10 protein-coding genes are annotated in these 14,121 nt (G+C 38.5%); 7 read left to right on the top strand and 3 right to left on the bottom strand.

Translation table 11 applies throughout. The features are described from left to right. Nucleotides 1-409: 409 nt before the first annotated feature. Nucleotides 410-1,636, top strand: coding sequence for an RtcB family protein (locus ACFSTH_RS09520; RefSeq protein WP_377774836.1), 1,227 nt, complete (start codon nt 410-412; stop codon nt 1,634-1,636). Nucleotides 1,637-1,760: 124 nt separating this feature from the next. Here the strand turns inward: ACFSTH_RS09520 and ACFSTH_RS09515 are convergent, their stop codons facing one another. Beyond that, on the bottom strand, nt 1,761-2,381 hold the full coding sequence (locus ACFSTH_RS09515; protein WP_377774837.1) for a TetR/AcrR family transcriptional regulator: 621 nt from the start codon (nt 2,379-2,381) through the stop codon (nt 1,761-1,763). A 153-nt stretch (nt 2,382-2,534) separates the two neighbouring features. Between ACFSTH_RS09515 and ACFSTH_RS09510 the strand changes: the two genes are divergently transcribed. The 6 genes from ACFSTH_RS09510 (at nt 2,535) to ACFSTH_RS09485 (ending at nt 10,474) form a co-directional block, all read left to right on the top strand. Beyond that, nucleotides 2,535-4,829 carry an MMPL family transporter gene (locus ACFSTH_RS09510; protein WP_377774838.1) on the top strand — a complete coding sequence of 765 codons (2,295 nt, stop codon included), beginning with the start codon at nt 2,535-2,537 and terminating at the stop codon, nt 4,827-4,829. A 455-nt stretch (nt 4,830-5,284) separates the two neighbouring features. Further along, the gene (locus ACFSTH_RS09505) at nt 5,285-6,079 is read left to right on the top strand and encodes an SDR family NAD(P)-dependent oxidoreductase (RefSeq protein ID WP_377774839.1); all 795 of its coding nucleotides are present in this window, start codon (nt 5,285-5,287) and stop codon (nt 6,077-6,079) included. A gap of 54 nt (nt 6,080-6,133) precedes the next feature. Next, nucleotides 6,134-7,018: a dihydrodipicolinate synthase family protein gene (locus ACFSTH_RS09500; RefSeq protein ID WP_377774840.1), complete on the top strand. Its 885-nt coding sequence runs from the start codon at nt 6,134-6,136 to the stop codon at nt 7,016-7,018. 316 nt (nt 7,019-7,334) lie between these two features. Next, nucleotides 7,335-8,702, top strand: coding sequence for an ABC transporter substrate-binding protein (locus tag ACFSTH_RS09495; RefSeq protein ID WP_377774841.1), 1,368 nt, complete (start codon nt 7,335-7,337; stop codon nt 8,700-8,702). Between the two features lie 62 nt (nt 8,703-8,764). Continuing rightward, a complete protein-coding gene (locus ACFSTH_RS09490) occupies nt 8,765-9,646 on the top strand; it encodes a carbohydrate ABC transporter permease (protein WP_377774842.1) in 882 nt (293 codons plus the stop codon). After that, a complete protein-coding gene (locus ACFSTH_RS09485) occupies nt 9,647-10,474 on the top strand; it encodes a carbohydrate ABC transporter permease (RefSeq protein WP_377774843.1) in 828 nt (275 codons plus the stop codon). It abuts the gene before it with no gap. A 111-nt stretch (nt 10,475-10,585) separates the two neighbouring features. Here the strand turns inward: ACFSTH_RS09485 and ACFSTH_RS09480 are convergent, their stop codons facing one another. Both ACFSTH_RS09480 and ACFSTH_RS09475 read right to left on the bottom strand, forming a co-directional pair. Further along, the gene (locus tag ACFSTH_RS09480) at nt 10,586-12,151 is read right to left on the bottom strand and encodes a response regulator transcription factor (RefSeq protein WP_377774844.1); all 1,566 of its coding nucleotides are present in this window, start codon (nt 12,149-12,151) and stop codon (nt 10,586-10,588) included. Further along, nucleotides 12,129-13,985 carry a sensor histidine kinase gene (locus tag ACFSTH_RS09475; RefSeq protein WP_377774845.1) on the bottom strand — a complete coding sequence of 619 codons (1,857 nt, stop codon included), beginning with the start codon at nt 13,983-13,985 and terminating at the stop codon, nt 12,129-12,131. Before ACFSTH_RS09475 ends, ACFSTH_RS09480 begins: the two co-directional genes overlap by 23 nt. Nucleotides 13,986-14,121: the final 136 nt, after the last annotated feature.

The raw sequence follows: 14,121 nt of genomic DNA, 5'->3' as shown, positions 1-14,121 counted from the left end.
TTTAAACTTCATAGTAGAGCATCTCCTAAGATAGAATAGTGCCTTGGTCCGGCCTATCTCTATCCTATAGGGATGCTTCATTAATTACAAAGTCTAAATTTAACGCTCTACAGGAATGCTGAGCGAAGTATATACGCAATCTAAGAGTGGATAGAGCAACGTGACTGAGCGAAGTATATACGTAATCTAAGAGTGGATAGAGCAACGTAACTGAGCGAAGTATATACGCAATCTAAGAGCGTATGGTGCAACGTGACTGAGCGAAGTATATACGTATCTAAGAGTGGATAGAGCAACGTAACTGAGCGAAGTATATACGCAATCTAAGAGTGGATGGAGCAACGCGACTGAGCGAAGTATATACGCTATAAAGCTAGCTAGGTAAGGAAAGGTTAGGTGTAAATATAAAATGGCATACGAAACAATTCAAGGTGTACGGGTGTGGGGGAAGGCAGAAGAAAGTGCGGTTACGCAAGCTATTACTTGTGCCAATACGGGCAATGTTGTTCAAGCGCTGTTAATGGCGGATCATCATAAAGGATATAGTCAGCCAATCGGTGGAGTTATCGCTTATCGCAATCAAATTTCACCTTCAGGGGTAGGTTATGATATAGGCTGTGGTAACAAAGCGGTGAGAACGAATGTTATGGTTAATGATATTAAATATAAACTACCTCAATTGATGGACGAAATTGCAAAACGTGTTTCATTTGGTATCGGTCGAGTAAATAATAAACCAGTGGATCATGACATGTTCGACGATCCAGATTGGAACATATATAAACAAATAGGTACGCATGAACATGATCAATTAAAAAAGCTAGCACAAAGTCAGCTAGGTACAGTCGGCAGTGGTAATCACTATGTGGATCTATTTGAAGAACCGGCTACGGGTATGTTGTGGATAGGTAATCATTTTGGCAGTAGAGGATTTGGACACAAAACAGCCAGCGGTTTTTTGAATTTGGCAGCACGTCGTCCGTTTTTAGGCAATTCTCCTGGTGAAGGTATGGATCAGCCTCCTACATTATTTGAAATGGATAGTGAAGTTGGGGATATGTACTATCGGGCGATGCAATTAGCAGGTAGATTTGCGTATGCGGGTCGTGACCATGTAATAGAAGAAGTATTGCAAATAGTTGGAGCTACAGCTAACTTTGCTGTTCACAATCATCATAACTATGCGTGGAAAGAACAGCATAATGGTGAAGAAACGATCGTTGTGCGCAAAGGGGCTACTCCTTCTGCACCAGGTCAGCTTGGTTTTATCGGGGGAAGTATGGGTGATATTTCAGTTATTGTCCGTGGCAAAGATACAGAAGAAAACAAAGCGGCATTTTACAGTACAGTGCATGGTGCAGGACGAATAATGAGCCGTACACAAGCGGCGGGCAAAATGAATTGGAAAACGAAAAAACGGACGGGTGGACAGGTTACGGAGCAGCAAATGATAGAAGCGATTCGTGCCTACGGCGTTGAACTCCGAGGTGCGGGTACCGATGAAAGCCCATTTGTTTATCGTCAACTACAAGAAGTGCTAGATGCTCATGCGGAAACGATAGACGTACTACATGTGCTTAAACCAATCGGTGTTTGTATGGCTGGTGCGAACGAATTCGATCCGTATAAAGATTAATAACAAACACCGCTAACATTTCTTATAACTGCTCTTGTGTACTAGAAAATAACGATTAAAGTATACGAAGGAGTCAGTCCAAACAGGGAGTGTCGGTAGCGGTGTTTTGTTGTGTTGGCATCCATCATGACTTTGAAAGTCCGTGCATTAACAATTGGATGATTTCCTCAGCTGCTCGTTCTATGTTATTGTCCATCAATGCCATAAAATGTTCTCGATTTCGCAAAGTTAGCATACTCGTATATATATGCGTCGTTAGCATCGGGTCACACTGTCGTATTTCTCCATCATCGATAGCTTGCTGTAGAGCGGTAGCAATCGTCGCATAGATTGCTTGTTCGCTTGCTCTAATTAGCTCTATTTGTTCTGGCGATAAACTTTGTCTGGCATTGCCTAACATGGCTTCAAATTCAATCTCCGCATTACGCATTCTGCCAATAGCAGCTAGTTGCAGCTTTTTATCGATTGGTAAATCGCCTGTGACAATATGCCGTGTTTGTATTTCTGCAAAGGAGAGGACGTTAACGACACATTGCGTAAATAGCTCTGCTTTTGTATCAAAATAGTAATAAAGACTCGCTTTAGTTAACTGACATGCTTTGGCAACTTGGGCGAGGGATACTTTTTCGTAGCCTTGCTGCATAAACATTTGAGCAGCCGTACGCATTATAAATTGTTTGGTATCAGGGCTTGTTTCCGTTTGTTTTGGTCTGCCGGGGCGACGTAGTGGTAATTTTTGTGACAAGATACATTCCTCCGTTAACTCATATCTCTTACATTATATCATCGCACAAAAAAATATTTTAAAAAAGTACTTGATTAATTAACCGTACGGTATATATAATTATAACAGTTATATACCTTATAGATATTATATCCATTAATAGTTGGAGGGAAAATGATGAATAAGTTAGCGATGTATGTTGCGGGACCACGTACGAAGTGGGCGACATTGATAGTATGGCTTGTTGTGGCAATTGTATTAACGATTACTTTACCTAGTGTGAAGCAACATGAGCGCAATAACGCGCCTAATCTACCGGAAGAAGCAGATTCCGTCGTAGCTAGCCAAATTATTGCGGAACAATTCCCTGGCGCTTCCGGAATTCCGGCGCTAGTTGTTTGGTCGAGAGCAACTGGGCTAACAGATGAAGACTATAGCGTTATTCAGTCATTAGCAGCGGAACTAGAAAAACAACCGCCAGCAGCATTGCAGCAATCTGTACCATTGCATCAGATGCCACCTATTGCATTGCAGCAAATGACATCAGAAGATGGAACAGTGTTTATTCAACCACTTTTGTTTGAAGAGGATGCTGTAACCGAAACGTTAAAAGCAAGTATACAACATATACAACAACAGGTAACGACGGATGAACAAGCTCCATTTGCCGCCGAACTGGGTGAGAAAGATGTACTAACTGCGAGAATTAGCGGTCCAGCAGGAATTTTAGTAGACGCTACGGACTTATTTAAAAATGCAGACTTTGTATTAATGGTAGCTACGGTCTTGTTAGTGCTTGTTTTGTTACTATTTATTTATCGTTCACCTATTTTAGCTATTATACCTTTGATTGGAGTAGGCTTTGCTTACTTAGTTACTAGTCCGATTCTAGGCTGGCTAGCAGCCAACGATTGGATTGTCATTGATTCGCAAGCGACAGCGATTATGACCGTCTTACTATTCGGAGCGGGAACGGACTATTGTTTATTTTATATTACTCGATTCCGACATGAATTACAGCAAACAGCGACGATTACCGATGCTATTAAACAAACATTTCGTGGTGCATCTGGCGCGATTGCGATGAGCGGGTTCACCGTTGTATTAGCATTATTGTCTCTGTTGGCTGCGGAATATGGTTCTTATCAACGATTTGCTATACCATTCAGCCTTTCGATATTCATTATGGGGATAGCTAGTTTAACATTAGTACCAGCACTATTAGCGATTATAGGGCGAAAATCTTTCTTTCCCTTTATTCCACGCACACCTGAAATGATAGTCGCTTACGAAGCTAAAACAGGAAAACGAGTAAAGCGAAAAGATCCTGAGCGAACATTAGGAAATAGAGTAGGCAACTTAGTTGTCCGCAAACCTTGGCAAGTGGTCATGACTTGTACTATTTTACTAGTGACGTTAGCGTTATTTGCGATAAGTATTCCGTATAAATATGATTTGTTATCATCATTTCCGGACAATATGCCATCCAAGCAAGGCTACGAGCAAATTGCTCAAGCATTTGAGCCTGGGGAGTTAGCGCCCGTCACTATCGTAATGCAGCATCAACAAAATGAATCATCAACTGATACAAAAACTGATACTGATGCAAATGCGAGGGAACAAATCGAACAACAAGTGAAGACAACACTGGAACAAATGCCGCAAGTAGGCGAAGTTAGCGCACCGGTACAAGGAGTAAATGATACGACATACACTTCCTTTACTGTTATTTTGCATACGAATCCTTACGAACAAGAAGCGATGGATGCGATACCTAAATTGCGACTTGCAGCAGCAGAAGTATTGCTAGAAAATAAAACTGCCAGCTCACTGGAAGCGGCGCAAAATATGGTTTGGATCGGCGGACAAACAGCGGAGCAATACGATAATCGAGAGCTGAACAGTCGTGATAATAAAGTAGTAATGCCGCTTGTTATTGTGCTTATTACAATATTACTATTTATTTACCTACGTTCCTTGTGGGCGACCATATACTTGGTTGCAACAGTGTTACTATCCTTTGTCTCAGCACTTGGTTTAGGTTGGCTTATTTTACATTATGGTTTCGGAGTAGAAGCATTACAAGGAGCCATTCCACTCTATGCGTTTGTCTTCTTGATCGCCCTAGGCGAGGACTACAATATATTTATGGTTTCAAGCATTTGGAAAAAAAGTAAAGAGATGCTCCTCAAGCAAGCGATCAAAGAAGGGGTTAGTCAAACGGGTAGTGTCATTACGTCCGCAGGATTGATATTAGCTGCAACCTTTGCGGTGTTAGCTACCTTACCATTGCAAGTATTAATGCAATTCGGTCTTATTACAGCACTTGGCGTACTATTAGACACGTTTATTGTTCGTCCATTTTTAGTGCCAGCTATCACTACGTTGGTGGGCGAGCGAGTATTTTGGCCAGGCAAACGCCCGGAAGTAGCACCAAAAATAAACGTAGTATCCCAGGACCGAACCTAGTCTCAAACAACAACTAAAATTGAAACTAACACCAAAATCAACAGATAATGAAACAACAAATAGCCTCACTACCATGATGTGAACAAACATTCGAAAAAAGCTAAAAGCTTACAATTTTCGAATACACGTCAAAAGGTGAGGCTCTTTGCTGCTTTGATCTGATACTTTAGCCATATATATAAAACAACAACTTTTATGGCATATCCCCTTTGCTAAGTGGAATATTATGGTACTGAGCGAAGGGGATACGCCTTAAAAGCCATGAATAGGTGGGGACTGTTGTGACGAAATGACAATAAAAGTAGTATTAAAGTAATAGTTAAGTTGGTAAAGATAGCTGGTAGTTAAAGCAGTGTGTAGAAGGTGATTGACAGTTTTGGAATAAGATTATATCATTTTAATTAAAGATATTAACATTAAATCGGAAGTAGCTTATTTGAGCGGAGGGATGTCTGGTGGCACTGGAAATTAATTTGGCTGGACAAGTGGCGTTGGTTACCGGGGTAAGTAGTGGTATTGGTGAGGGTGTAGCGAAGGTGCTTGCTAAGGCAGGTGCTATTATTGTTGGCTGCGCACGAGCGGCGCATGATGATCCGCAAGTTGTGGCGCTAGGTGAGGAAATTGCTGCTGTTGGTAGCACACTCACTTACGTACGTGCTGATGTAAAGGAAGAGACGGATTTAATTCATGTGGTTAATGAAGCGGTCGCTCAGCATGGTGGTATCGATATTGTCGTTTCTAATGCTGGTGCTAACGTCTTCAAAGGAGCGGAACATTGCACGACTGAGGAGTGGGAACATAATTTTGACTTGAATTTAAAATCACATTGGTTACTAGCTAAATATAGTTTGCCTTACTTACGTAAGAGTAGTAATGGAACATTACTTATTATGGGGTCTAATCATGGAGTAGCTACAATGCCGGGTTGTTTTCCTTATAATGTTTCGAAAACAGCATTAATAGGGCTAGTCCGCAGTTTAGCTATTGAATGGGGGCCGGAAGTTAGAACGATTGGCATTGCTCCAGGATTTGTTGAAACAAGAGGAGCGACTAAGTGGTTTGATAGCTTTCCTGACCCACAAGCAGAATATGAACGAACCATTGCACTACATCCAGCAGGGAAACTTGGTACACCTGAAGAAATAGGCGGTTTTTGCGCTTTTCTAGCTAGTCCCTATGCTGCTTTTGCAACAGGGAGTACGTACGTTATTGATGGAGGTAGAACTGCGATGCTGCAAGATAGTGAGTAAACGAGAATTAAGTATAGTATGAGAAAGTGAAATATAGAGGTGGAGGAGAGCTAGATGAACAAACTAAACAAACAAATTGGTGGAATTATTCCGATTGCAGCGGCACCATTTACGAATAGTGGTTTATTGGATGAAGATAGCTTTCAACAGATGATCCGCCATTTGCAGCAAACGGGGGCGAACGGGATTACGTTGTTTGGTTTGGCAACAGAGTTTCATAAGCTGTCTGAGCAAGAGATGGATACGATGGTCGATATTACATTGCGAGAGTTAGAAAGTACGCCTAATGTAGTGAGTATGGTGTCGATTACGGAGCATACATCGGAGCATGCGGTCAGACGAGCGAAGCAAGCGGCAAATCTTGGAGCAGATTCTTTAATGTTGTTACCACCATTTTTCTTACAGCCGTCGGAAGCAGCACTAATTGATCATATATCCAAAGTAGCAGCAAGCGTTGAAATTCCGATAATTGTGCAGTATGCTCCTAGCCAGACTGGCGTTCGGATTGCACCATCGGTATTTCTTCAGCTACATGAGCAACACCCGAACATCCAATTTATTAAAGTAGAAACGCAGCCACCTGGACGATACGTTAGTCAATTGATAGAAGGATCACAGGGGAAACTCGGTTCTTTAGTTGGTTACGCAGGTGTACAAATGCCAGATGTGCTTGATCGTGGAGCCAGTGGTATTCAGCCGGGCTGTTCCTTTACAGAAATATATGTTGCTCTATTTGACTTGTATCAGTCTGGTAATCGTGAAGCATTCGATGCGTTATTCCAACGTCTATTGCCGTTTACGTCATACTGGATGCAAGGGGTAGAGTTAATTATTCAAGTGGAAAAAGTCATTTTACAAAAGCGTGGCATTATTGCATCTGATTATTGTCGTACACCATACTATGCACTGGATCAAATAGAGCGGAATATGATAGACTAGTTTTTAGAACAGTTTTCTTCTTATTTGAAGTGAGTGTAAACGATGCCGGTAAGTACAGCGTATGGAGATAAGTACAAAAAAATAATGAAGGATCTCTTTCAGCAGTTCTTTTCAACAGTTTTTGCTAAGTGATAGTTGCTACAGCAGAGACTGTTTTTTTGTTTGAATTAATATGGTTAAATATTAACCTGAATTATAAATTAGCTAATTACTCATGACAAATTGCTAATTGGTGACGTTTTAGAAAGCGTTATCTTTCTGTATGATGGTAATAGATGAAGAACATAATTCAAACTTGAAAATACGGAGGGGTACTATGAATAATCGGCGTTATCTGATGATGTTTCTCGTTTTAGCATTTGTCTTTGTTTTGGCGGCTTGTAGTGGTGGGGGGAAAAACGATCCAGCCACGGGTGGTAATGCAACAAATAATGAAGCGGGTGAGAAACAAACAGAGCAACCTGTTAACGGAAATAAGGAGTCACCACCAGATGATAAAAAACCGGCGGAAGTGGTAGAAATCAAATGGTTTAGACAAGAAGTTGGTGCGTCGCGTAATAAAGAGTTTTTCAAAAAGATTGAAGATAAGTTTCACGAACAAAATCCAGATATAAAAGTGATCGGTATAGCAAACAATTCTAATCTAACGGTAACAGAGTTTTTGAAAACGTCACTAGCTTCAGGAGATATGCCGGATGTGATGACGATGATGACAGTCGATGAATTTGCTGATGCGGGAGCATTGTTAGAAATACCAGATGATATTGCCAACTTGCTTGCTGATCCTGATTTCGGTAGAAAAGATGGGAAATTGTATACGGTTCCATATAAAACAGATGTCATCGGAGTTTTCTATAATAAAGATTTATTTGAGCAATGGGGAGTAGAAGTACCGAAAACTTGGGCAGAATTTGTAGCTATTATTGAAAAGTCGAAAGAAAATAAAACGACTCCGTTATCTATTTCGGGTAAAGATAGTTGGGTGCTTGGTATGGGCGGATTATGGCCGTTAATAGGGGCAGAAGCACTTGAAAAAAATCCAGAGTTCCCAACGCAACGAGCACAAGGGGAAGTAGATTTTACTGATCCAGTATTTGCTTCCGCAATGCAGAAGTTTTCTGATTTGAACACGATGGGTGCATTTGGAAAAGGTGTATTAGGTATTAACTATCAACAAGCAACAGAGCAGTTTACATCCGGGAAAGCAGCCATGTATATGAATGGTTCTTGGGTAGCAGGATCGGACTTCCCTAATTTGCAACCGGGGTTTGATGTTGGATTTTTCCCACTGCCGTCGGAAACTGCTGTTAAAGGTTACATGGCGAAGGGAACGGAAGGTTGGAGTGTATCATCCACAACAGAACATCCGGAAGCAGCATTAAAGTTTTTGAAGTTTTTGTTTGAAGATGAAGAAGTATACGCTAGCCTAATTGAAACGGAAGCTGCATTCTCTACTACAGCTAAGCAAATCATGTATCCAGTAAATGAGTATGGTCAAGCTGTTTTGGATGGTATTGAAGGTTATGAACCTTATCCATTGCCAGGGTTTGGTTTAGGAGAATCGGCGTGGGCACCAGGAATTGACTCATTTATCTTTAAAATTTTACAAAATGTTGTTAGTGGTAGTGATATCCAAAAGGAAATAGCAGATGCGAACAAAGAATGGCAACGACTAATAAACTAGCAAGCTATCAAGTGCAAAGCGGTTAGCGCTTTGCACTTTGTTCATAGCAGGGAGGGAACAGAATGAACAAAACGAACAAAAATCTACCATATATACTTTTGCTAGCTCCTGCACTGATTGGATATGTCATATTCGCTATCGTACCTATTTTTTTAAGCTTCTTTTATAGTTTAACTGACTTTGACGGCATTAGTTCTTCCTATAGTTTTATTGGGCTTAACAACTACAAAACAGCCTTTCAAGACGATCGTTTTTTCTACTCTATCAAAGTAACGCTACTTATTACAGTCATAAGTTGTATCGTTATTAACGTAGCAGCATTAGTATTAGCTATGCTACTCAATAGTTTGCGCAAGTTAAAGGGTTTGTTCCGATTACTTGTGTTTTATCCGCAAATATTAAGCTTTGTCGTTGTCGGTTTCGTATGGTCTTATATTTATAATTACAATACGGGCGTACTGAATTACGTCTTACAAATAATGAGCCTCGACAGCTTTATGCAGGACTGGCTTGGCGATCAACAGCTTGTTATTTTCTCGATTATTTTTGTTATCGTGTGGCAATCTTTAGGATTTTACACGGTTATTTATTTAGCGGCATTACAGACAGTACCACAGGATGTGGTGGAAGCAGCGACGATAGATGGAGCAAGCAAGTTACAACAATTTAAAGCGGTTATTTTTCCACTCTTATCACCATCCTTTACAATTAATTGGATTCTATGTTTTATTAGTGGTTTGAAAACGTACGATGTTGTCAAAGTAATGACCGATGGTGGTCCTGGGTTTACGACAGAGACGATTGCATTCAATATTATATCGCAAGCATTTGTATCAAATAAACAAGGGTACGCTTCGGCACTAGCTATTATTCTCTTTTTGTTTGTCGCAGCAATGTCGATCGTACAGGTTGTTTATTTGCGTAAACGGGAGGTGGAGGCATAAATGAAACAGAACAAATTAAAATCGTATATTCCTGAAATGATTATGGCGATTGTTGGCGTATTTATGCTTGTACCTGCTTATATTGCTATTGTCAATTCCTTTAAACCGACACAAGAAACTGGGGTAAATCCATTTTCGTTGCCGCAATCTTTTTATTTGGATAATTTCATTGAAGTGTTCAAAACAATTGATATATGGGCGATATTTCGCAATAGTTTAGTAATTACAGTCATTACTTTGTTGGTGATGATCTTGATTAGTTCCATGGCTGCTTTTACATTACAAAGAAAATCGAATCGCTGGACGAATGCGATTTACTTATTGTTTTTGGCTGGACTGATGATTCCACCACAAACATTATATATTCCAATTATTAAATTATTAAAAATGATGGATTTGATGCAAAGTTTTGGAGGGTTGTTTTTATTTTACGTAGGGCTTTATATGCCGTTTTGTATATTTTTATATACCGGTTTTATGAAGAGTATTCCTAAAGAACTGGACGAATCAGCTACTATAGATGGTTGTGGTACGTTTCGGATGTTTTGGACGATTATATTCCCACTGTTACAGCCAGCGACAGCTACCGTTATTATTTTTATTACGATGTGGACGTGGAATGACTTTATTAACCCGTTTATTATTTTAGGTGCGCAAAAGGGTGAAACGATAACACTCGCTTTCTTTACTTTTATTAGTCAATACAATACGTCTTGGAATCATGCATTTGCAGGTATGATCATTACATCGCTACCAGCGATCATATTATTTATGTTTATGCAAAAACAGTTTATTGGTGGGATTACAACAGGTGCTGTAAAAGGGTAATATGGATGCAACATTGAAAGTAACAGTAGCTGCGGCTACGACGGAAACTAGATAGCTGTTTCGGTAAACGATTATCATTCACTGAAACAGCTATTTAATGTAGGAGATGGTCTATTTGAAATCGCGTGGTAATACGCCGAAATGTTGCTTGAACATTTTGGAGAAGTAGTTGTAATCTTTGTAACCGACACGTTCCGCGATCTGATAAATACGTAAATTGCTCGTTTGAATGAGCTGTTTTGCTTGTTGTAATCGAACTTTGTTCAAGTGATCATTAAAGGGTTCTCCTTTGTCTTTGCGAAATAATTTTCCTAAGTAGGAAGGATTAATATAGTATAAATCGCCAAGCCCTTTTAATGTCATATCTTCTGCATAATGCTTTTCAATATATTCGCATACATGTTCGATAATTTTGGTAGGACGGTTTTTTTGCAAATGAGTGATAGTGTCTATCGTGTAATTTGTAATATCTAACATATAATTTGTAATAAGTTCAATGGTAGGTAATGTGACCATTTGTTGGGACAAGCTGACGGTATCTTCTTGAAGGAAAGAAGCATTACCGTTGTATTCTTTAATAACTTCCACATTTTTAACTACTAGCTTTAAGGTGATATATTCTACAAAAGAGCGTGTTGGAGTAGATTTTGTCATCAGTTCATCGTATAAATTCGTAATCATTTCTGTTGCTTGTTGCTTGTGACAGCTTCTAATGACACGTTCATAGTTAGCTAATAGTAAATCTTCATTGATCGTAATATCTGTCGAAGTAGGAATAGATTGTGCTGTAATGACGACATTGCTTCCCGTAAAAAACCGATAATCAAGCAATTTGTTGGTAGAAACATAATGTTGTTGCATCGTATTTATACTATGAAACTGTTCGCTAAGTGCGATAGTTACCTTTTCTTTGACATAAATTTGGACAGAGTGTAATATATCATTCACTAATGCTGCCGCCACTTCTGAAGAATGGCAATGAAACAGACAAGCAAGTCGATGCATCTCATCCTCGAATATAATAGACTGCATTTTTTTGGACGAAAGTAATTCTTCCATAACATTAATGCAAGCAAAAAATGTCGTTGTATCATTGTTGCTTAACCCAGCCTCGTAATGAATCGATAACCCTTCCATTTCTATTAATGCCAAGTAGTACGGTGCTGTAGGTAACGATAGTTGTAGGAAGTTAGCTCGATTACGAAATTCTATCATCGATATGTTGCCTTTAACCAATCTATTGAGCAAATGATTTGTTAATATCAGTGTGTTTTCACTACCCATATATTGGTTCTCTATATTAGTTGTTATAGATTGCTTAATTGTGTCTAATGTAGCGGACAGCTCTTGTTGTTCAACGGGTTTTAATAAATAGTTATCGACATTGTATTTCATCGCCTCTTTGACATATTGGAAATCGTTATAACCGCTAAGGACGATGATTTTAAGATCTTCAAATTTTTCACGTGCTTTTTTGATTAAACTAATGCCATCCATTTTCGGCATCGTTATATCGGTAATCATCAGATGGAAGTATTGAGATTGCATTTTATCTAGTGCCTCTGAGCCATTTGCTGCTTCCTCTACTATTGTAAAACCTAACTGTTCCCAATCAATAATTTGTTTAATGCCTTGGCGAATAATGGCTTCATCATCAACTATAATCGTTTTGAACATAATCTCTCATCTCCCCAGTGTAATATGCAGGCAATCTGACGGTAACGGTAATGCCCCCCATTTCATTAGAAGCAATATGTAAACCAAAAAAGGAATGGAACAAACGATTAATTCGTTCATGGACGTTAGTAAGACCTATTTGCTCAGTCGATTGGTATTCATAATTAGTAGAAATGGCGTGCTGCAATTTTTTGTTAAACTGTATAATGTTTTCTGCACTCATACCGATCCCGTTATCCATAATAGAAATTATTAGTTCTTTGTCTGACAACACAGCTTTAATTTCTAAAAAATGTGGATAATTACCTTGTTCAAAGCCATGAATGAAGGTATTCTCCACAATAGGCTGTAACAACAGCTTTAAAATACCATAGCCATATAGTTCCGATGGTATGTGAATAGCATATTGCAAACGATCACCAAATCTAATTTTTTGAATATCTAAGTAGGCAGTTACAAATTCAATTTCTTCTTCTAGAGAGATAACCATATGTTTATCTTGTACGTTCCAACGAAATAAGTCAGCTAGTATTTTGATCATATCAGCTACTTCAGCATCATTATTCAAAGAAGCTTTCATCCGAATACTTTCTAATGTGTTATATAGGAAATGTGGATTTATTTGCATCTGCAATGTTCGCAGTTCCGCTTCTTGTTGTTTTATATTACTAATGTATGATTTGTTAATGAATTCTATTAATTTTAACCGCATGTTATCAATACTTACCGCAATTTGTTCGATTTCATCTCGCTTACTTGTCCTTGCTACCGGTTCGAAATTGCCTTTTTCGATACGATGAATGGATTTTAAAATTAATTGTAGTCGTTTAAAAAATCGCTTGAACATAAATAGAAACATGAGGAATGCACTAGCAATGGCAACGACGACAATGTAAATAATGGTAGAATTAATTTTGTCAATGCCACTTGATATTTGTGTTTCTGGAATAACAGTTACTGCTGTCCATTGAAAATGAGGTATTTTTTTGTAGCTTGCAAATTTCGAACCATCTAATTTCACATATTGGTTGCCCTCCTTGCTATTAAACTGACTGACAAGATTATGAAAAGGGGGGTGGTGTTGTCCAGTAAACTTACCTGAATAATCAAAAATAACTGTTCCATCTTCCGCAAGTATGTAAAATTGTCCATTGAAATCAGAAACTAAAGATTCGAACATTTTTTCGAATGTGTCTACCTGTAAATTGACGACAATAGTACCAATATCACGCAATTCACTTATGTTTTGTACATCATAGACGTTACGAGCGAAAGTGATCATTTGTTTATTAGCATTAAAATTAATTAAATAGTTAGGTTCGTTGGTCTTAAATACAGTCATTTGTCGAGCGCTATCTTTCACTGTGCTATACCAATCTTGCTTGCTAAAAGGAAAATTGTTAACCAGTCCAATGTTATTGCTACTCCAAAAATGGGGCGCATCATCGGTATTATTAAGAACAATAATCGAAGCAATGTTATACCTAGAATTATTAAAGTCGAGAAAAAATCTTGAAAACTCTTGATCTAATGGAATAGGATTATTACTGTCTTTTGAATAAAGAAAACTATAGAGTGGATTTTGTAGGTTGCCTTCGTAGGCGATTATTTTAGTTAAATTATTAATATCAGTATGAATATCTTCCATATAGTTAGAGATATTGTTCAATATATTGTTATGTAGGGATATGTTTAGATCGGTTACTTCTTCTGTTACTTGTTTGGTTGTAAAAATAATAATAAAAATGGCTAGACAGACAACCGTTATCGTATAGTAAAGAGCAATTTTCGTAAATAAGCTACGATTGTTCCAAAATTTTTTTATAATAGACACCACCTGTAGTAAAAAAATAATTGAAAACGTTTACAAATATATTTTACGTCATTTATTGGAAAAATGAATATGAAAATATGCAGTTGTCTTATTTGACTAGTGAAATATCTAATGTCTCGTATACAGAAATGAGGAA

The organism is Paenibacillus yanchengensis, assembly GCF_042684845.1.
Classification (GTDB): domain Bacteria; phylum Bacillota; class Bacilli; order Paenibacillales; family Paenibacillaceae; genus Pristimantibacillus; species Pristimantibacillus yanchengensis.
The sequence above is the reverse complement of the archived record's forward strand: the minus strand, read 5'-3'. Positions and strand labels throughout refer to the sequence as shown.

Bases quoted from the DNA above. Each gene is read 5' to 3' on its own strand.
- ACFSTH_RS09520 (WP_377774836.1), top strand. From the start codon at position 410: ATGGCATACGAAACAATTCAAGGTGTACGGGTGTGGGGGAAGGCAGAA.
- ACFSTH_RS09510 (WP_377774838.1), top strand. From the start codon at position 2,535: ATGATGAATAAGTTAGCGATGTATGTTGCGGGACCACGTACGAAGTGG.
- ACFSTH_RS09500 (WP_377774840.1), top strand. From the start codon at position 6,134: ATGAACAAACTAAACAAACAAATTGGTGGAATTATTCCGATTGCAGCG.
- ACFSTH_RS09495 (WP_377774841.1), top strand. From the start codon at position 7,335: ATGAATAATCGGCGTTATCTGATGATGTTTCTCGTTTTAGCATTTGTC.
- ACFSTH_RS09490 (WP_377774842.1), top strand. From the start codon at position 8,765: ATGAACAAAACGAACAAAAATCTACCATATATACTTTTGCTAGCTCCT.
- ACFSTH_RS09485 (WP_377774843.1), top strand. From the start codon at position 9,647: ATGAAACAGAACAAATTAAAATCGTATATTCCTGAAATGATTATGGCG.
- ACFSTH_RS09480 (WP_377774844.1), bottom strand. From the start codon at position 12,151: ATGTTCAAAACGATTATAGTTGATGATGAAGCCATTATTCGCCAAGGC.